The 18,302-nt window shown below is 65.5% G+C and carries 18 protein-coding genes and 1 pseudogene; 14 read left to right on the forward strand and 5 right to left on the reverse strand.

The genetic code is table 11. From position 1 onward, the window contains the following. Nucleotides 1–19 precede the first annotated feature (19 nt). From ACVIHF_RS09090 to ACVIHF_RS09120, 7 genes are all read left to right on the forward strand, one after another. The gene (locus ACVIHF_RS09090) at nucleotides 20–1,333 is read left to right on the forward strand and encodes an ABC transporter substrate-binding protein (RefSeq protein ID WP_456791921.1); all 1,314 of its coding nucleotides are present in this window, start codon (nucleotides 20–22) and stop codon (nucleotides 1,331–1,333) included. 1 nt (nucleotide 1,334) lies between these two features. Further along, complete coding sequence (locus ACVIHF_RS09095) at nucleotides 1,335–2,066, forward strand: ABC transporter ATP-binding protein (protein WP_456780992.1); 732 nt, start codon at nucleotides 1,335–1,337, stop codon at nucleotides 2,064–2,066. Next, entirely contained in the window at nucleotides 2,053–2,751 is a 699-nt protein-coding gene (locus ACVIHF_RS09100) for an ABC transporter ATP-binding protein (RefSeq protein WP_456780991.1), read from the forward strand. Before ACVIHF_RS09095 ends, ACVIHF_RS09100 begins: the two co-directional genes overlap by 14 nt. 16 nt (nucleotides 2,752–2,767) lie before the next feature. Then, nucleotides 2,768–3,634, forward strand: coding sequence for a branched-chain amino acid ABC transporter permease (locus ACVIHF_RS09105; RefSeq protein WP_057017060.1), 867 nt, complete (start codon nucleotides 2,768–2,770; stop codon nucleotides 3,632–3,634). Nucleotides 3,635–3,639: 5 nt separating this feature from the next. Beyond that, entirely contained in the window at nucleotides 3,640–4,659 is a 1,020-nt protein-coding gene (locus ACVIHF_RS09110) for a branched-chain amino acid ABC transporter permease (protein WP_456780990.1), read from the forward strand. A 68-nt stretch (nucleotides 4,660–4,727) separates the two neighbouring features. Then, entirely contained in the window at nucleotides 4,728–6,740 is a 2,013-nt protein-coding gene (locus ACVIHF_RS09115; RefSeq protein ID WP_456780989.1) for a copper amine oxidase, read from the forward strand. After that, nucleotides 6,737–7,057, forward strand: a complete 321-nt coding sequence (locus ACVIHF_RS09120; protein WP_456780988.1) for a hypothetical protein — start codon at nucleotides 6,737–6,739, stop codon at nucleotides 7,055–7,057. The genes ACVIHF_RS09115 and ACVIHF_RS09120 overlap by 4 nt, the downstream gene beginning before the upstream one ends. On the opposite strand, the gene ACVIHF_RS09125 is transcribed toward ACVIHF_RS09120, so the two are convergent. The 3 genes and pseudogenes from ACVIHF_RS09125 to ACVIHF_RS09135 all read right to left on the reverse strand — a co-directional run bounded on the left by ACVIHF_RS09125 (nucleotide 7,043) and on the right by ACVIHF_RS09135 (nucleotide 10,439). Next, a complete protein-coding gene (locus ACVIHF_RS09125; RefSeq protein WP_456780987.1) occupies nucleotides 7,043–8,395 on the reverse strand; it encodes an aminotransferase class III-fold pyridoxal phosphate-dependent enzyme in 1,353 nt (450 codons plus the stop codon). The two genes, ACVIHF_RS09120 and ACVIHF_RS09125, sit on opposite strands and share 15 nt — an antisense overlap. Nucleotides 8,396–8,513: 118 nt before the next feature. Then, nucleotides 8,514–9,179: an HAD family hydrolase gene (locus ACVIHF_RS09130; RefSeq protein ID WP_456791922.1), complete on the reverse strand. Its 666-nt coding sequence runs from the start codon at nucleotides 9,177–9,179 to the stop codon at nucleotides 8,514–8,516. Continuing rightward, nucleotides 9,176–10,439: pseudogene (locus ACVIHF_RS09135) on the reverse strand (Tm-1-like ATP-binding domain-containing protein). The gene ACVIHF_RS09130 and the pseudogene ACVIHF_RS09135 overlap by 4 nt, the downstream one beginning before the upstream one ends. Nucleotides 10,440–10,656: 217 nt before the next feature. On the opposite strand from ACVIHF_RS09135, the gene ACVIHF_RS09140 reads away from it, so the two are divergent. From ACVIHF_RS09140 to ACVIHF_RS09160, 5 genes are all read left to right on the forward strand, one after another. Next, a complete protein-coding gene (locus ACVIHF_RS09140) occupies nucleotides 10,657–12,141 on the forward strand; it encodes an aldehyde dehydrogenase (protein WP_456791923.1) in 1,485 nt (494 codons plus the stop codon). Further along, nucleotides 12,138–13,526, forward strand: a complete 1,389-nt coding sequence (locus tag ACVIHF_RS09145) for a transaminase (protein WP_456791925.1) — start codon at nucleotides 12,138–12,140, stop codon at nucleotides 13,524–13,526. Before ACVIHF_RS09140 ends, ACVIHF_RS09145 begins: the two co-directional genes overlap by 4 nt. Continuing rightward, on the forward strand, nucleotides 13,526–14,323 hold the full coding sequence (locus ACVIHF_RS09150; RefSeq protein ID WP_456791926.1) for an SDR family oxidoreductase: 798 nt from the start codon (nucleotides 13,526–13,528) through the stop codon (nucleotides 14,321–14,323). Before ACVIHF_RS09145 ends, ACVIHF_RS09150 begins: the two co-directional genes overlap by 1 nt. 53 nt (nucleotides 14,324–14,376) lie before the next feature. Continuing rightward, the gene (locus ACVIHF_RS09155; RefSeq protein ID WP_456791927.1) at nucleotides 14,377–15,147 is read left to right on the forward strand and encodes an SDR family NAD(P)-dependent oxidoreductase; all 771 of its coding nucleotides are present in this window, start codon (nucleotides 14,377–14,379) and stop codon (nucleotides 15,145–15,147) included. Between the two features lie 98 nt (nucleotides 15,148–15,245). Beyond that, nucleotides 15,246–15,509 carry a hypothetical protein gene (locus ACVIHF_RS09160; RefSeq protein ID WP_076826182.1) on the forward strand — a complete coding sequence of 88 codons (264 nt, stop codon included), beginning with the start codon at nucleotides 15,246–15,248 and terminating at the stop codon, nucleotides 15,507–15,509. Between the two features lie 62 nt (nucleotides 15,510–15,571). On the opposite strand, the gene ACVIHF_RS09165 is transcribed toward ACVIHF_RS09160, so the two are convergent. After that, nucleotides 15,572–15,946 carry a hypothetical protein gene (locus ACVIHF_RS09165; protein ID WP_456780980.1) on the reverse strand — a complete coding sequence of 125 codons (375 nt, stop codon included), beginning with the start codon at nucleotides 15,944–15,946 and terminating at the stop codon, nucleotides 15,572–15,574. 329 nt (nucleotides 15,947–16,275) lie between these two features. On the opposite strand from ACVIHF_RS09165, the gene ACVIHF_RS09170 reads away from it, so the two are divergent. Both ACVIHF_RS09170 and ACVIHF_RS09175 read left to right on the forward strand, forming a co-directional pair. After that, nucleotides 16,276–16,860, forward strand: a complete 585-nt coding sequence (locus ACVIHF_RS09170; RefSeq protein ID WP_253609351.1) for a DUF3617 family protein — start codon at nucleotides 16,276–16,278, stop codon at nucleotides 16,858–16,860. 266 nt (nucleotides 16,861–17,126) lie between these two features. Then, nucleotides 17,127–17,681 carry a DUF3617 domain-containing protein gene (locus tag ACVIHF_RS09175; protein WP_253609350.1) on the forward strand — a complete coding sequence of 185 codons (555 nt, stop codon included), beginning with the start codon at nucleotides 17,127–17,129 and terminating at the stop codon, nucleotides 17,679–17,681. Between the two features lie 43 nt (nucleotides 17,682–17,724). Here ACVIHF_RS09175 and ACVIHF_RS09180 read toward each other — a convergent pair whose 3' ends face one another. After that, nucleotides 17,725–18,228, reverse strand: a complete 504-nt coding sequence (locus ACVIHF_RS09180) for a hypothetical protein (protein ID WP_253609349.1) — start codon at nucleotides 18,226–18,228, stop codon at nucleotides 17,725–17,727. Nucleotides 18,229–18,302: the final 74 nt, after the last annotated feature.

The raw sequence follows: 18,302 nt of genomic DNA on the forward strand, positions 1-18,302 counted from the left end.
GTTGTGGAGGGAGAGGGACATGACTGAGACGAAGAACAATACGGCGTCAGGCCGGCTCGACCGGCGTACGCTGCTGAAAGCGGCCGGTGCCACCGGTCTCGCATCGGCGATGAACGTGCCGCTGGTCAATCTCGCGCGGGCCGCCGGCAACACCATCAAGATCGGCTGGGTCGGCTGCCTCTCCGGCGTCCGCGCGCAGTTCGCCGAGCCCGATCCCTGGATCCATGAGCGCATCAAGGCGCGGCTGAAGGACGGCCTGAAGATCGGCGGCAAGACCTATCAGGTCGAGCTGGTGTTCAAGGACAATCAATCCGATCCGAACCGCTCGTCGGTGATCGCGAGCGAACTGGTGCTGCGTGAAAAGTGCGACCTGATCCTGATCGAGGACGGCGACGCCCAGCCGCCGGTGCAGGAGCTCGCCGACGCCCGCGGGATTCCTACCATCTCGACCATGGTGCCGTGGCAAGGCTGGATGTTTCCGCGCAAGTCGACGCCGGACAAGGGTTTTCCCTACAGCTACCATTTCTTCTGGGGTGCCGACGACGTTGCGAAAAATTTCTTGGGCATGTGGCAGTCGGTCGAGACCAACAAGAAGGTCGGCACGCTCTACATCGACAACCCGCCGGGCCAGGCGTTCTCCGATCCGAAGCTCGGCCTGCCGGCGGGCATCTCGGGAGCGGGCTATCAGGAGTTCTCGGCCGGCAAATTCCAGATCGCGACCGACGACTTCACCAACCAGATCGCGCTGTTCAAGAACAACGGCGTCGACATCGTCTCCGGCTTCACCTTCAGCAATCACTGGGTGACGCTGTGGAATCAGGCGGCGCAGGCCGGTTTCAAGCCGCAGATCTGCACGGTGGCGGCGGCCTTCCTGTTCCCGGCCGCGGTGAATGCGCTCGGCGATCGCGGCGACGGCATGTCGACCGAGGTGTGGTGGACGCCGGCCTATCCGTTCAAGTCCTCGCTGACCGGGCAGAGCGCTGCCGAGCTCGCCGCGGAGTGGGAGAAGACCACCGGCAAGCAGTGGACCCAACCGATCGGCTACGCCCATGCGCTGTGGGAGGTCGGGCTCGCGGCGTTGCAGAACAGCGATCCCAAGGACAAGAACTCATTGCGCGATGCGATCGCCGGCCTCGACATGGAGACCGTGGTCGGCCGGGTCAAGTTCAAGGACAGTCCGATCAAGAACGTCGCGGTGACCTCGCTGTCGGGCGGGCAATGGCGCAAGGCCAAGGGCGGCAAGTCGAAATACGAGCTCCTGATCGTGCACAACGGAACGGCGCCGTTCATCCCGAAGCAGGCCGATCTCCAGCTGCTCTCCAAGCTGGCTTGAGATGGCACCGCTTCTGCGCGTCAGCGGTCTGTCCAAGCGCTTCGGCGAGATCGTGGTCGCCGACAATGTCAGCTTCGCGCTGGCGCGCGGCGAATGCCTCGGCGTGATCGGCCCGAACGGCGCCGGCAAGAGCTCGCTGCTCAACCTGATCGTCGGACTGCTCACGGCCGACGGCGGCTCGATCATGCTCGACGACAGGGAGATATCAGGCCTGCCGCCGCATCGCCGGGCGCGGATGGGGCTCGGGCGGGCGTTCCAGATCCCGCAGCCGTTCCCGCATCTGTCGGTCTACGAGAACGCGCTGGTCGCGGCATCCTACGGCGCCGGCCTCACCGGCGAGGCGGCGTCGAGCTGGACCATGGAGGTGTTGCAGCGCACCGGGCTCGACGCCAAGGCGGACAGGCTCGCCGGCGCCTTGCCGCTGATCGACCGCAAGCGGCTGGAATTCGCCAAGGCGCTGGCCTCGAAGCCGAAGCTGATCCTGCTCGACGAGATCGCCGCCGGGCTGACCGAGCCCGAGGTCGAGCGCCTCGTTGCCATCATCCAGTCGGTGAAGGCCGATCATGCCATGATCTGGATCGAGCACATTCCGCACGCGCTGCGCGCGGTGTCGGATCGCATCCTGGTGCTCGACTTCGGCCGCAAGGTGCTGGACGGGCCGCCGGCCGAGGTCATGGACAGCGCCGTGGTGCGCGAGATCTACATGGGATTGAAGGCCGATGGCGTTGCTTGATGTGAACGGCCTGCAGATCTTCTACGGCGATCTGCAGGCCGTGTTCGATATGAACTTCACCGTCGCGGACGGCGAGGCGGTGGCACTGGTCGGCGCCAATGGCGCCGGCAAGTCGACGTTCCTGAAGGCGCTGGTCGGTCTCAACGAGGAGCGTCGCGGCGCGGTGCAGTTCGACGGCGTCGATATCTCGCAGATGCCGGCCGAAGAGGTGTCGCGGCTCGGCCTCATCATGGTGCCCGAGGGCCGCCTGCTGTTCGATTCGCTGACGATCGAGGAGAACCTGTTGATGGGCAGCGTCAACCGGCGCAAAGGCAGCTGGACCTTGCGGCGGGTGTTCGACCTGTTCCCGATCCTCGAGGAGCGGCGGCGGATGTTTCCCGGCCAGCTCTCCGGCGGCCAGCAGCAGATGGCGGCGATCGGCCGCGCGCTGATGTCGAACCCGCGGCTCCTCTTGTGCGACGAGATCTCGCTCGGGCTCGCCCCCGTCGTGGTCGAGCAGATCTACCGCTCCTTCGCCGACATCCGCCGCGAGGGTACCGCGGTCGTGCTGGTCGAGCAGGACGTCAAGCGCGCGCTCGCGACCTCGGAGCGGATCTATTGCCTGTTGAAGGGGCGGGTGTCGCTGACCGGCCCGGCGCAAGGCTTGCAGCCGGAGCAGCTGACGCACGCCTATTTCGGTAACTAGCCAGGGTTGGCACGACATGATCTGGGTTGAGACGTTGATCAACGGGGCCCTGCTTGGCGGGCTGTATGGGCTGCTCGGCATCGGGCTCGCACTGGTGTTCGGTGTGATGCGCGTCGTCAACATCGCGCATGGCGAGTTCATGGTGCTGAGCGCGTTCTGCGCCGTGCTGCTGGCCAACCTGTTTCCGCAGGTGTCGCCGCTGTTGATGTTGATCCCGGTGATTGCGCTGTCCTTTGCGGTCGGATGGCTCTACCAGGCCGCCATCGTCAACCGGGTCGTGACGTCGCCCGATCCGCTGTCGCCGCTGCTTTTGACCTTCGGCGTGTCGGTGATCCTGCGCAACGTGATGGTCGAGGTGTTCGGCGCCGACGTGCGCAGCCTCCAGGTCGGCGAGCTCTCGCGCGCCAGCCTCGAGATCGCGGGCCTCAACATCGGCATCATGCCGTTGCTGACGCTGGTGCTCGCCGCGCTGCTGTTCATGGCGCTGCAACTCGTGCTGCGCCATACCGAGTTCGGCCGGATCGTGCGCGCCACCGCCGACCGCCGCGATATCGTCCGGCTGTCCGGCGTCAAACCGGACCGGGTTTATAACTATGTCATGGGCCTGTCGCTCGCGCTCGGCGCGATCGGCGGCGTGCTGCTCGCGGTGCGCTCGAGCTTCACGCCGTTCTCGGGGGCCGAGCGGCTCCTCATCGCGTTCGAAGTCGTGGTGCTCGGCGGGCTCGGCTCGTTCTGGGGCGCGCTGCTCGGCGGCATCGCGCTCGGCATGGCGCAATTGATCGGGCTGAAAATCGATCCGAATGCCGGGCTGCTCTATGCGCACCTCCTGTTCTTCATCATGCTGCTGATCCGCCCGTCGGGTCTCGTGTCGAGCAGGGTGTGATGCCGATGCCGACACGTACCATTCTTGCGGCCTCTGCCATCGTGCTCGTCGCGGTGATTGCCGGCGCGCCTTTCGTGCTGAACGAGGGATTCCTGCGGCTCGCGACCGAGTGCCTACTCTTGCTGACGATGGCGCAGATGTGGAACCTGCTGGCGGGTTATGCCGGGCTGGTCTCGCTTGGCCACCAGGTCTTCATCGCCTTCGGCGCTTATGCGCTGTTCCTGACCTCGGGCTGGCTCGAGGTTACGCCGATCTGGGTGCTGCCGGTCGCGCCGCTGGTGGCGGGCGCCGTTGCGGCGATCATCGCCTTTCCGCTGTTTCGTTTGCGCGACGCCTATTTCTCGATCGCGATGTGGGTGTTCGCCGAAATCATCGGCGCGTTCACAATGAAGTCGCAGGCCGTCGGCGGCACGTCGGGCGTGCCGCTCGCGACCAGCAAGCTGATCGATTTTGACTGGTTCGAGCCGACGATGTTCTGGCTCGCCGGCGGCCTGACGCTCGTGACCATTGCGGCGCTGTACAGGATGATGACGTCGAGCTTCGGGCTCGGGCTGATGAGCGTGCGCGACAATGATCTTGCCGCGATGAGCGTCGGCGTTGACGTCCGGCACAATCGTTTCGTCGCCTTCGTGCTCTCGGCGGCGGGATGTGGGCTTGCCGGCGCGCTCAGCTTCATGGGCAATCTGTTCATCGCGCCGCTAGCGGCCTTCGACGTCAACTGGTCCGTCTACATGATGTTTATCGTGATCATCGGCGGTATTGGAACGCTGGAAGGCCCGATCCTCGGCGTCATCATCTTCTTCGGCCTGCGCGAGCTGATGACCGGACCGCTCGGCCTGTCCGGCGGCTGGTATCTGGTGGGGCTCGGCATCATCGCCGTCGTCGTGATGATCGTGGCGCCGCGCGGCCTCTGGCCGGCCTTGCGCGATCGCATCGGCGTGCGGCTGCTCGATGTCCACCGCGCCGCGCCACGCCCGGCCGCGGCCGCAATCCTGCCGGCGGCGTCGGAACAGGTTACCGGATGAAGGAGCGGGCCTTCACGTCGCCGCCGTTGCTTGTATTCTGGCAGTTCTAGCTTTGAGTGGAGGGCGGAATGGCTCTGATTTTCAGGCATGGCGTGTGGGCAGTGGCCGGTCTGATGGTCGCGACATTGGCGGCGCCGCTGCCGGCGCAGGCCGAGCGGCGGATGTGGCCGCAGGCGGCCGCAACGCACCCGATGGACGGGCTCACCACCGACGAAATCCGCTCGGTCTCCGATATCCTGCGCGGCGCCGGCAAGCTCGACGACTCGGCGCGGGTCGTCTCGATGTCGGTCGAGGAGGATCCCAAGGACGAGGTGCGGGCGTGGAAGCCCGGACAGCCCTTCACGCGCCGGGCCAGCGCGACGCTGCTGAGCGGCGGGCATCTCTACGAGGCGCATGTTGATCTCGCCACGCGAAGCCTGCTCGGCTGGCAGGAAGTCAGGGATCACGAGGCTGCGCTGACCATCGATGAGCTGATCTCCGCCGGCGACCTGCCGAAGCAGGACCCGCGCTGGATCGCCGCGATGGCCAAGCGCGGCATCACCGATTTCCGCAACGTCATGTGTCTGCCGCTGACGGTCGGTCCGGTGAGCGACCCGGTCCTGAAAGGCCGCCGCCTGCTCAACGTTCCCTGTGTCGACACCACGGGCGCCGCCAACAATCTCTGGGGCAAGCCGATCGAGAACCTGTTCGCTCAGGTCGATCTCAAGAGCAAAACGGTGCTGTCGGTGACCGATCTCGGCGTGGTGCCGCCACCGCCGCAGACGCCCTCGCACGCCTATGCCGACTCCGGAACATATCGCAAGCCGCCGAAGCCGATCGAAATCGCCGCGCCTGAAGGCAGCAACGTGAAGGTGGAGGGCGGCCAAGTCCGCTGGGACAACTGGTCGTTCCATGTCCGTCTCGAGCCGCGTGTCGGCGCCGTGCTGTCGCTGATCCGCTACGATGACCACGGCACGCTCCGCGACATCGCCTATCAGATCTCGGCGAGCGAGATGTTCGTGCCTTATATGGATCCGGCGCCGACCTGGTCGTTCCGCGCCTATATGGATATCGGCGAGTACGGCTTTGGCGTGCTCTCCAGTGAATTGCAGCGCGGCGTGGATTGTCCCGAAGGCGCGCATTATCTCGACCTGACGATCTCGGATACCAAGGGCGCGCCGGTCGTGTCCAAGGGCGCGGTCTGCATCTTCGAGCGCCCGACCGGCGATCCGATCTGGCGCCACAGCGAGCTGATCAACAACACCGCCGAGGTGCGGCCGAACAATGAGCTGGTGGTGCGGATGGCGCCGGTGGTCGGCAATTACGACTATCTGGTCGACTACGTGTTCGACCGTGCCGGCAATATCGATGTGCGGCTCGGCGCCTACGGCATCGATGCCACCAAGGGCGTCGCGAGCAAGACACTGAGCGACCCGACGGCCGCGCAGGATACCGCCTTTGGGACGCTGGTCGACGAACGGCTGCTCGCGGTCAATCACGATCACTACATGACGTTCCGGATCGACATGGACGTCGACGGCACCTCGAACCGGCTGGTCGAGGATCGCTTCAATGTCCGCCGCCTGGAGCAGGGTCAGCGCAAGAGCCTCTGGCAGGTCGACACCAGGCCGGTTGCGACCGAAGGTCCGATCACCATGCCGCTGAACGCGGCGCAATTTAGGGTCGAGAGCACGGGCAGGACCAACAGCCGCGGCTACCGCACAAGCTATCAGTTGATGCCCGGCCACTCCGACGTCTCGCTGCTCGCCAAGGACGATCCGATCCAGCTGCGTGCCGGTTTCAGCGCCTACACGCTGTGGACCTCGGCCTACGCCAAGGACGAGCGCTACGCCGCGGGCATGTATCCGAACGGAAACCCCGAGGTCGACGGCCTGCCGAAATGGACGGCGGCCAAGCGGCCGATCGAGGACCGCGACCTCGTGCTGTGGTACACGGTTGGCTTCCGCCACGTGCCGCGCGCCGAGGATTGGCCGGCCATGCCGGGCCTATGGCATGGCTTCCGGCTGCGTCCGTTCAACTTCTTCGATCGCAATCCCGCGCTCGACGTGCCGCCGATGGTGAATGCCAGGGAGACGAAATGAGCGGCCGCATGCATCGCATGGGAGCCGTGGTCGGCGCGCTGTTGGCGTTGCTGGCGACCGGCCCAGCCGCGCGTGGCGCAGCGGCCGAAAACAGCAGCGTTGACGATGCGTCCTTGCTCTATCTGAGCACCAGCGACTGGGAGAGGCAACCGGCGCCGCGCAAGGTCGCGCTCGCGGCCGACTTCATGCGCATCTTCTGCACCGACCAGCGGATGTCAGCCATATCGCTGGCCGATTGCCTTGACCGCGGCAGGGCGGATGGCGCGCTGTTCGAGCGCGCCATGGCTTGTGTGAGTGCGCTATCAGGAAGCCGCTGACAGCCCGGCGTCGATCCCTTCGGCGATCCGCCTCACGTCGGCCGGCGTCAGGATCAGGGGCGGCGACAGGATCAGGTTGTTGCCGGAGACACGCAGCATCACGCCGGCGTCGTAGGCGGCGTCGGCAACCTTCGCCATCGTCTTCTTGTCGGCGGGCTTCTTGCTGTCGCGATCGGCGAGCAGTTCGAGCGCGGCCATCAAACCCTTGCCCCTGACGTCGCCGACCAGCGCGTGCTTCGCCTTGAGCGCGGCCAGCGCCCGCGCAAGGTCCTCGCCGCGCGCGGCGGCATTCTCGTCAAGCTTGAGGCGGCGGGTCTCGGCGAGCGCCGCAAGGCCCGCGGCGCAGCCGACCGGATGGCCGGAATAGGTGTAGCCGTGGCCGATCGAGCCGAACGTGGTCGTGTCGGCCTCGAAGGCTTCCGCAACCTGCTCGCCGATCAGCGTCGCGCCGAGCGGGAAATAGCCCGAGGTGATCGCCTTCGCCATCGTCATCATGTCGGGCTTCACGCCCCAGAGCCGCGAACCCGACCATGCGCCGGTGCGCCCGAAACCGGTGACGACCTCGTCCGCGATCATCAGGATGCCGTGACGGTCACAGATCTCGCGCGCCAGCTTCATGAAGCTGTCCGGCGGCACGATCACGCCGCCAGCCCCGAGCACCGGCTCCATGATGAAGGCCGCGATGGTGTCGGCGCCCTGGAATGCGATCTCCTCCTCCATCGCCGCCGCGCACAGCTGCGCGAGTTTTGCGGGATCGGTCTCGTTGAAGGGATTGCGATAGGTCGACGGCGCGGGGATATGGAACACGCCGGGCAGCATCGGCTCATAGTTGCGGCGGAAATTGGCGTTGCCGTTGACGGAAGCGCCGCCGAAATGGGTGCCGTGGTAGCCCTTCTTCAGCGCCAGGAACTTGGTGCGGTCAGCCTGGCCCTTGATCTTCCAGTATTGCCGCGCGAGCCGCAGCGCGGTCTCGACCGAGTCCGAGCCGCCCGAAGTGAAGAAGGCGCGCACCATGCCTTCCGGCTTGAACCATTCGGTGAGCTCGTAGGCGAGCTCGATCGAGGGGCCGGATGAGGTGCCGCGAAAGCCGGAATAATACGGCAGCGCGCTGAGCTGGTCCGCAATCGCCTGCTTGATCGGATCGCAGCTGTAGCCGAGATTGACATTCCACAATCCGCCGACCGCATCGATCACGGTCTTGCCATCGATGTCGGTGACTTCAACACCTTCGCCTTTCATCACGATCCGCGGCGGCTGCGCCCGCATCTCGGCGGGATGGGCCATCGGGTGCCAGATCGGCTTGGCGTTGTTCTCAACCAGGAAGTTTCTGTCGCGCATGATCGTTCCCTGTCCGGCCGGAGCCTTTTCCGTTCCGATGGAATCGGGACGGGGCTCCAGATTCCAGTTTTGATGCGCTTTCTTCACGCGAACCGGTACCACTTCGCTCGAAAGCGCTTTAGTCGAATTGCAGCCCGAAATGCCGCAGCGCCTCGCTGTAGGACGCGGCAGGATTGCGCACATCGAACAGCACCGTGCGCATGTTGCACGCGGCGGCGCCTGCGATGTTGCGGCGCTGGTCGTCGACGAAGACGCAATTGTCTGCCTCCAGTGCCAGTTCGTCCAGCACGCTTTGATAGGCGCGGGGGTCGGGCTTCAGGATCCCGGTATGCGTGGCATCGACGATGGTGTCGAAGCGCTTGAGGATGGAGAGACGGCTGCGGAAATCGGTGCCGTAGAACAGGTCGAGCTCGTTGGAGAGGATGGCGAGCCGGAACCCGGCATCGGCGGCGAGGGTGATCGCGCGCGCTGCCTCGGGGCGGATCACGGTGTCGGGATCGGCGCCGCGCGCGCGTTTCACGAAGGTCTCCATGTCGCGCCAGTCCTCGCCGACCAGGCGCCCGACCTCGCGGCTGCGGATGAGCCAGTAGTCGCGTTCCGAAATCTCGCCACGCTGCATGCTCGTCCAGAGCGGATCGCTGTCGGGTGCGAACGGTCCGAGCCATTTCAGCGTGCACGGGGCGAGCCCGAGCGCGCGCTCGGTCAGGTCATGGGTCTCGAACAATGTCTTCGAGATCACCCCGCCGAAGTCGAGCACCAGCGCCTGGGCAAGCGGCCTCCTCATGCGGCAGCCGTGGTGCCGCCGCGAGGGACAATGCCGGCAGCGACCCATCGGTCGAAGATGCCGAGCACCGTTTCGTCGAATGCGGCGCTGTTGATGTGATCCTTGATCTCGTGCAGCTCGACCGGCGCCTTGATCGCCGATCGCATGGCGTCGACGAAGGCGGCGAGGGCGTCGGGATCGTGCAAGGCTTCGCCTTCGCGATCCCATTGCTGGATGCCGCCGGCGGGCAGCACGAAGGCAACGGGAGCGTTGGCCTGGGACAGTTTCTCGGCAATCGCGCGGGCGATCCGTTGGCGATCAGCGGATCCCGACGTTGCCGACGCAAGCAGCCGGTTATGCGCGTGGAACGGGCGATCCGACAGCTCGCTCGGAACCCCAAGCCATGCCGGGAAGTCGACCATGTCGATCGCCCCCGGCGCGACGATCTGTGGAATGCCGGCTCTGCCTGCATTCTCAAGCCTGTCAGCGCCGGAATTGACCACCGAGCCGGTGAGCTGGTTGGCGACCTCCTGCAGGCTGAGGTCCAGCACCGCGGCAAAGCCACCTTGCGCGGCGATCGATTCCATCGCGCGGCCGCCCATGCCGGTGGTGTGGAAGACGACCACCTCGTAGCCGCGCCGTTCGAGCTGCGGCTTGAGCTCGACCATATAGCGCAGGCAGCTCTTGCCGAGCGAGGTGATCGCAACGACCGGCCGGTCCTTACGCGGCTTGATTGCGCTTCTGGCGGCGCCGACGATCGCGCCGCAGGCCTGCGACAGCACGGCGGTGCAGGTACCGTTGAGGGCCGTAGAGACCGCCGGCCCACAGGATCATCATCAGATCGGCGGCGACGCGCTCGGGCGGGATCAGATGCGAGAAGGCGACGGTCGAGACGATCAGCTTCGGCAGGCCGAGCGGCAGCGCCTGCGCGACGTCGAGCGCAAGGTCGGTGCCCATCGTACCGCCGATCGCGATCACGCCGTCGATGGTATCGCGCTCCGCGAGCGCGCGCGCCAGATTGGCGGCGCCAACCGCCATCAGTGACATCGCGGAATTCTCGTCGCCGCTCGATGCGATCGCCTCGATCGTGGTCTGTGCGGCGGCCGCCACCGCGTGCTTGTCATGTGCCGCCTGGTACGGCGGATCCCCGAGCACGCTAATGTCCATCATGATGGTTTGGCCACCGGCGCGCGCGATGCACTCGCTCATGAACAGCAGTTCGTCGGCCTTGGTGTCTCCCGTTCCGATCAGGAGAATGCGGGGCTGCGTCATCTCAGGCATGACCTTCGGCTCGCCGGCAGGCGTAAGGGATGGTGACAACCGGTTTGGATAACGCAGGCGGAGCGCTCGGCCATCGTGCGATCACGCTATGGGGACACGCCTTGCCGTGACATCCACCTATCGGTTGATTGCTGCCAAAGCCTTGATTTGGCGAGGATTGCGCCGTGCCAGCGGTCTTGCTCGGAAGCCGCTTTTGTTATCGTCACAGTTATCTCGCATGCAGCAAGCCCAGATCGATCGATTACGCGCGGCCGTCATTCCGGCCCAGCAGCTCTTCATCGGCGGCCGGCCGGCGCCGGCGATCAGCGAGGCGCGGCTTGATGTCGTGTCGCCGATCGACGGCCAGCTATTGACCAGCATCGCTGACGGCGATGCGGCCGATGTCGACGCCGCGGTGAGACATGCGCGGCAGGCCTTCGAGCAGGGTGGCTGGTCGCGCGCGGCGCCGGCGCAGCGCAAGAAGGTATTGCTGCGGTTCGCCGACCTCATCGAGCGGCATGCGCTCGAGATTGCGGTGCTCGGCGTCCGCGACAACGGCACCGAGATCAGCATGGCCTACAAGGCCGAACCGCTCTCGGCCGCCGGCACCATCCGTTACTACGCCGAGGCGATCGACAAGGTCTATGGCGAGATCGCGCCGACCTCAGGCGATGTGCTCGGGCTCGTGCATCGCGAGCCGCTTGGTGTCGTCGGCGTGATCGTGCCGTGGAATTTCCCGCTGATGATCGGAGCGTGGAAGATCGGCCCGGCGCTCGCCGCCGGAAATTCGGTCGTGGTCAAGCCGCCGGAGCTTGCCTCGCTGACGCTGTTGCGGTTTGCCGAGCTCGCGACCGAGGCGGGGTTGCCCGACGGCGTGCTCAACGTCGTCACCGGCCGCGGCGCAACGGCCGGCGAAGTGCTCGCGCTGCACATGGATGTCGATGTGCTTGCCTTCACCGGCTCGGGTGCGGTGGGCCGGCGTCTCCTGGAATGCTCGGCGCGATCGAACTTGAAGCGCGTCCATCTAGAGCTTGGCGGCAAGTCGCCCAACATCGTGTTCGCCGATGTGCCTGACATCAAGCATGCGGCCAAAGTCTCCGCGAGCGGGATCTTCCGAAACTCCGGCCAGGTCTGCGTGGCCGGATCGCGGCTCTTGGTGCAATCCTCGATCTATGATCGCTTCATGGCCGAACTGCGCGACGCCACCGCGAAGCTCCGCGTCGGCGATCCCCTCGAACTGACCTCGGATATCGGCGCCATCGCGAGCAAGCCGCAGTTGCGCAAGAACCTGGATGCCGTTGCCGGCGCGGAAGCGCAGGGCGCGACGCGGCTGATCGGCGGCGAGCAAATCCGCGCCGAGAGCGGCGGCAACTTCATGGCGCCTACGATCCTCACCGAAGTGACGCCGTCGATGCAGGTCTGGCGCGATGAGGTGTTCGGCCCGGTGCTGGCAGTGACGCGGTTCGAGGGCGAGGAAGATGCCACAGCGCTCGCCAATGCGACCCCCTATGGACTTGCGTCGGCGGTGTGGACCGCAAGTCTGTCGACGGCGCATCGTATGGTGCGCGCCATCAAGGCCGGCGTCGTGCACGTCAACGCCTATGGCGGCGCCGACATCACGGTGCCGCTCGGCGGCTTCAAGCAATCCGGCTTCGGACGCGACAAGTCGCTGCACGCCCTCGACGCCTATACCGACCTCAAGACCGCCTGGATCGCGCTATGACATCTTTGGCTGCCGAACGCGCCGGCGTTCTGAACCGATTGCTCGATGCCGAGCAGGAGCGCTTTCGCGCGCTGCACCCGCGCTCGGCCGCGGCCTGGCAGGAGGGAAGGCAGCATTATCTTTATGGCGGCCCGTCGCACTGGATGCGGCGCTGGGCCGGCGGCTTCCCTGTCTATGCCGAGGAGGCGCAGGGCGCGCATATCAGGGATATCGACGGACGCGACTACATCGATTTCTGCCTTGGCGACACCGGCGGCATGTGTGGGCACGCGCCCGAGGCGGTGACCGAGGCGGCGCTCGCTCAGCTCAAGCGTGGCGCGACCATGATGCTGCCGACGGAAGACAGCATCTGGGTCGGCGCCGAGCTGTCGCGGCGCTTCGGCCCGAAATACTGGACGCTGACGACGTCGGCGACCGACGCCAACCGTGCCGCGATCCGCATCTCGCGTATGATCACCGGCCGGCGCAAGGTGCTGGTGTTCTCCGGCTGCTATCATGGCGGCGTCGAGGAGGCGCATGTCGAGATCCGCGACGGCCGGGTCGGCCTGCGCAACATGATCCATCCCAACGGCATCGATCATGATGCCGTGAGCCGGGTCGTTGAATTCAACGATGTTGCGGGCCTCGAGGCGGCGCTTGCGCATGGCGACGTCGCCTGCGTGCTGACCGAGCCGCTGATGACGAATTTCGGCATGATCCCGGTCGATCCCGGTTTTCACCGTGCCTTGCGTGACCTGACCCGCCGCGCCGGCACCGTCCTCATCATCGACGAGACCCACACACTGTCCTGCGGACCGGGCGGCTATACGGAGAGCCATGGGCTCGATCCCGACATTTTCGTCGCGGGCAAGGCGATCGCGGGCGGCATCCCCGCCGGGGTGTTTGGTCTCAGCTACGAGATCGCCGAGCGGCTCTGGAAACTCGTTCCCCACGTCAATCCGCGCGAACGGCAGTCGGCGCATCTTGGATTCGGCGGCACGCTTGCCGGCAACGCGCTGACGGTCGCGACCATGCGCGCGGTGCTGGAGAAGGTGCTGACCTCTGCGAATTACGAGCGGATGATCGGAACCGCGACCTGGCTCGCGCAGGAAGCGCGCCGCCTGATCGCGGCGGCCGGTCTGCCCTGGCACGTGACGCAGATCGGCGCGCGCGCCGAGATCATGTTCATGCCGCAGCCGCCGCGCAGCGGCGCCGACGTCATTGCGGGCCGGCAACCCGATCTCGAGACCCTGCTGCATGCGTTCTACATCAACGACGGCATTCTGGTGACCCCGTTCCACACCATGCTGCTGATGTGTCCGGCGACGTCGGCGCGCGACGTCGACAAGCACACGGCGGCGTTGGCGCAGTTCATCGACTTGCTGCGCGGCGCGGGGGCAATCTGATGCAGACGGCTCCGTTCAATCTTGACGGCCGGGTCGCCATCGTCACCGGCGGGGGCAGGGGGATCGGCGCGGCCATCGTGAGACGGCTCGCAGAGGCCGGCGCGACCGTGGTGATCGCCAACCGGACTCTTGATGTGGCCGAGGCGTTGGCGCGCGAACTCGTGGCCGATGGACGGGCGGCGCATTGCGTTCCGTTCGACAGGCTCGATCGCGGCAGCTTGCGGGCGCTGGTTGACGGTGTGGCCGCGAGATACGGCCGGCTCGATATCGTCGTGCACAATGCCGGCGGCTGTCCGTGGTCATCGCTTGAGGAGCTCGATGAAGCCAAGCTCGAGGATACGTTGGCGCTGAACCTCAACGCCAGCATCTGGCTCGCGCAGGCCGCAATTCCGCACATGCGTGCCGTCAGGTTCGGGCGCATCCTCGTGACATCCTCGGTCTCCGCGCGCGTCGCGATGGGCGGCGGCGCGCATTACTCGGCGACGAAGGCCGGCGTCAACGCATTCATCCGCGGCGCCGCCTTTGAGCTCGCGCGCGACGGCATCACGGTCAACGGCGTCGAGGCCGGCTTCATCGAAAAGCCGGGCCGCGGCACTATGAGCGCGCCGGAGAACAAGGCGAAGCTCGAGCGCTTTATCCCGATGGGGCACATGGGTAGCGCCGACGACATCGCCTGCGCGATGCTCTATCTCGCCTCCACCGAGGCCAAATACGTCACCGGGCAGACCATCGTCGTCGACGGCGGCTCGACGCTGCCGGAGACCGGATTTGCCGTCGAACGGCAGTGGGGAGCCTAGATGAGCATGATCTTCTCGGAAAACCGGTTTCCACTTTTCCGGATCATGCCCTGATGCCGCGACTCGACGGAAAGACGGCGCTGGTGACCGGCGCAGCCACGGGGATCGGCCGGGCGACGGCGGCGCTGCTGGCGTTGAGCGGCGCGCGCGTCGTGCTGTTCGGCCTCGGCGACGCCGAGTTGCAGGCCGCAGCAGTGGAGTGTGGCGGGCAGGCAATCCATGGTGACGTCACCCGGCCGGACGACATCGCAAAGGCCATCACCGCCTGCGGCGCGTGGCTCGACATCGTAGTCAACGCCGCCGGCCTGATCGTGCCGGATCAGCCCGCCAGCGTCTCCGACGAGGTCTGGGCCAAAACGCTTGATGTCAACCTCACGGGGACGATGCGTGTCTGTCGCGCGTCCCTGCCGCTGCTCCGGCAGCGCGGCGGCGCGATCGTGAACGTCGCCTCGGTTGCCGCGTTCAATGCCAGCCCGGACAGCGCAAGCTACGCCGCCAGCAAGGCTGCCGTCGTCGCCTATACGCGCTCGCTGGCCTATGCGCACGGCGCCGACGGCATCCGCGCCAATGCGGTGGCACCGGGCTGGGTGCGCACGCCGATGAGCGCCCATGAAATGCAGCTGCTCGCGGACCAGAACGGCACCACCGTCGATGCCGAGATTCGCGGCGTCGAACGACGCATTGCCCTGGGACGGATGGCCGAGCCCGCCGAGATCGCCGCGTGCTGCCTGTTCCTGGCCTCCGACGAGGCGTCCTTCGTGACCGGCGCGGTGCTGGTCGCCGATGGCGGCGGCCGGGCGCCGACGCAGAATCGCGCGGTGTAGGCGGCCGGTTGACGTCTCGGGGCAGGCGGCCGGCACCTTGATAACGACCGGCGGATTTGGCACTCTCGTGCGGTCACGTCATTCCATCGAGGGGCGTTATGAACAAGTCATTTTCTGTGATCATTGCCGCGGCCGCTTCAATCGTCGTTCTGTCTTCGACGGCGGCGCGGTGCGGCGACTACTATCCGTTTGGCGATCCGCCGTACCGGCTGGACTACGTGCAAGAGCCCCAGATCGTATCGGGCTGCTGGAAATGGAATTGGCAGCTGTACCAGTGGCAGGACTACTGCCCGGTCTACGTCAATCCGAAGGCGTATATGTTCTCGCGCTCGTCGCGCGTCGTGCTCCGCACCAAGGGGTGAGGAGAGTTCGGCTGCTTGAGGTGCTCTGCGTCACGCCGATTGCAGCGACGCAGAGCGCGCACTCATGAATGCGCGATGGTGCACGCCACCTGGTGGCGCTTGCCGAAGTTGAGCAGCGCGTTTTCCCGGAAGCCGTCCAGCCAGACGCCGCGGCCCGCATAGCGATAGCCGACGCCCATCGGAACGTGCCGCACATGGATGCCGCCACGGCCGGTGAGCAGGGAGGCCGTGACCACTTCGCCCGCGACCGACACGGCGCGCGGGCACAGCGGATATTGATGGCCGTTCTCGCAGGTGAAGACGATCTCGGTGCAGGTGCCGACCGGTGCCTTTGTGACGAGACCAAGGTCCGCTGCCGCCGCCGGCCCCGAGTTGCCGAACGACGTTGCGCCCAACGCCAAAATGCCTGCGACCGTGTAGCCAAACCGAATACGCATCAGTGCCCCCTCGTCCAGCGATAGGCTAAGTAATTGAAGAAAATATCTCGCGCTAAATGAGCAAAAAAAACCTCTGAGGTCAAACCTCTCTGCCCAATCCGGTGCGGGGAAGATCGGCCGGCGCCATCGCGAATGGCGTGTCAGGTGTTGCAAGTTTGCTGCAGTGAGTCTGAATTCGGCTGCAAGCTGCCCGGTAGCGTTAATGCGCCTTTACTGGCCACAATTCGCCCTGCAAGTGGTGTGATGTATTGAGTCGTGTTCCGGAGATTGCTTCAATGCGCTGACCGGATCGCATCACGAACGCATTCGGACGGACATCGGGGGTGGGAATGGACTTCCGTGGTGGCATTGCACGTTCGCTACTGACCCTGATGATTGTCTCATTGCCTGCGCTGGCAGCTCATGCGCAGACTCAGGCTCCTCAACCGGCGAACGGCCGGGCAGCGGCGGCGCAGCCGGCTCAGGGCGATCAAGCCTTTTCTGGCCCGAGCTTCCGCAAAGGTCTGTGGCGCTTCGTGCGAACGCTCGATGTGGTCAGGACCGCCAACAAGAACTTCAAGTATCGGGTGGTCAACGCGGAGACGACGCGCTGCGTCGACCCGACCCACGCCATGAAGGCGACCTTTGCCTCGGGATCGATCGGAAGCTGCGTCTCGGACAAGCCGGAGAAGGTCGGTAATCAATACACCTTCGGACACCGCTGCGATTACATGGGGACGGTCAGCACCGTCATCACCGTGCGCAGCGACGAGGCCTATACCGAGCTGAACGAGATCAGCACCGGAGAGCATCCCCGGACCGACACGGTCGTCGCGACAAGGATCGGCGACTGCGACGACGGTAGCGCGGCCAAGATTGAGGCCAAGTCCGAGGCCAAGACTGACAAGTCCGCTGCGGCGGCTTTGCAGCATTAGCTGGCAATCAAACGGCAGTGGCGGCGGACGAGGCGTCCATTCGTCCCCGACGACGCAGACGCTGCGCTTCCTTTCGCGCCGAAGCTGCCCCGGCCTGAAGCAACCGGGCATTCACCGTGTTTGGCGCAAGAGCTCGTGAGAACTTCGAGCAAAGGCCAAGCATTTACGGGGTCTTAACACGAAATGCTCCTGAATGATGTGAGGTTGGACGTGCTTCAAGCGAAGTCACGCGATCCGCGTCAATCGGCCGGTTAGGGATTCAATAAATGACATCGCGTGAGGGCTTCGCCCCGTCGAAGATCTTCGCATCCGCGCTTGGCGTCGTGACCGCGCTTTCCGTGTTCGTGCTCGCCTCCCCGAGCGCCCTGGCGGAGGAAGGATTCAGCGGACCGACCTTCCGAAAGGGGATGTGGCGCTTCGTGCGGACGCTGGAAATCGCCTCGTCCTCGAACGTCCGGCAAACGCTGCTCGAGCGCGAAATGACGCGCTGTGTCGATCCGACCCAGGCGATGAAGGCGACCTTCTCATCTCCGTCCGTTGGAAATTGCCACTCTTCGCGGCCGGAAAAGATCAACAACAAATACGTCTTCTCCAACCGCTGCGACTATCTCGGGCCGGTCAGCACCGTCATCACGGTTCTCAGCGACGAGGCCTATACCGAGGTCAACAAGACCAATGTTGGTCAGGCGCCGCGGACCGACCGGGTGGTTGCCCGCCGAATCAGCGATTGCCACGAGGATAGAGCTTCGCTCAGCCAGCCGGCCTCCGCACCGAGCGAGGTGTCGTTGCAGCAGGACGAAGCCGAGGGCGAGCCGCTGTAAGGCGATTGGTCGGCGCGCGGGCCTCAGGCCGCCCGCAACACCATCAGATCTTCTGCTGCCCGCCTGGTGCACTCACCTTGACGGTGATCTTCTGAATTTCGGTTCGACCGCCCTGATATTTGACCTCAATAGTCAAGGCGTCGTCGCCGAGAAATTCCGGTGGCGCCTTGTAGAAGGCGACATAGGCTGGCACCTCGAGCGCCAGGCAGGCCTTGTAATTGGTGGCCTTCGCCTTCGCCGACTTCACCACAACCTTTCCGGCAGCCGGCGCGGTGACCAGGCGGATGGTCGGCAGCGGCCCCGACGTGCAATCAGGTAACACGTTGAGATAGAGGCCAATCTGGGTGTCCCGGTTGGCCAGGGCGCGAACCTGGCGCTCCACCGTGGTCTCCTGGGGGACAGGTTGTGCAGGGGCTTGCGCGGCGGCCGCGCCGAAACAGCCCCAAATCAAGACAGCGGCGCACGCCTGAAGAATCACCCGCATCGACTGCTGCTCCAAATCGCCGGGAAGGACGAACGGGGCCGGGGAAATACTGCCTTTGGCCAAGTTAATCCCGCTAAGCCGTTGTTCTTTCTGCTTCGACCTGTCCGATCTTTACCACACTTCGACGGAAAGCATTG

It is taken from the genome of Bradyrhizobium sp. USDA 4506, from assembly GCF_054058795.1.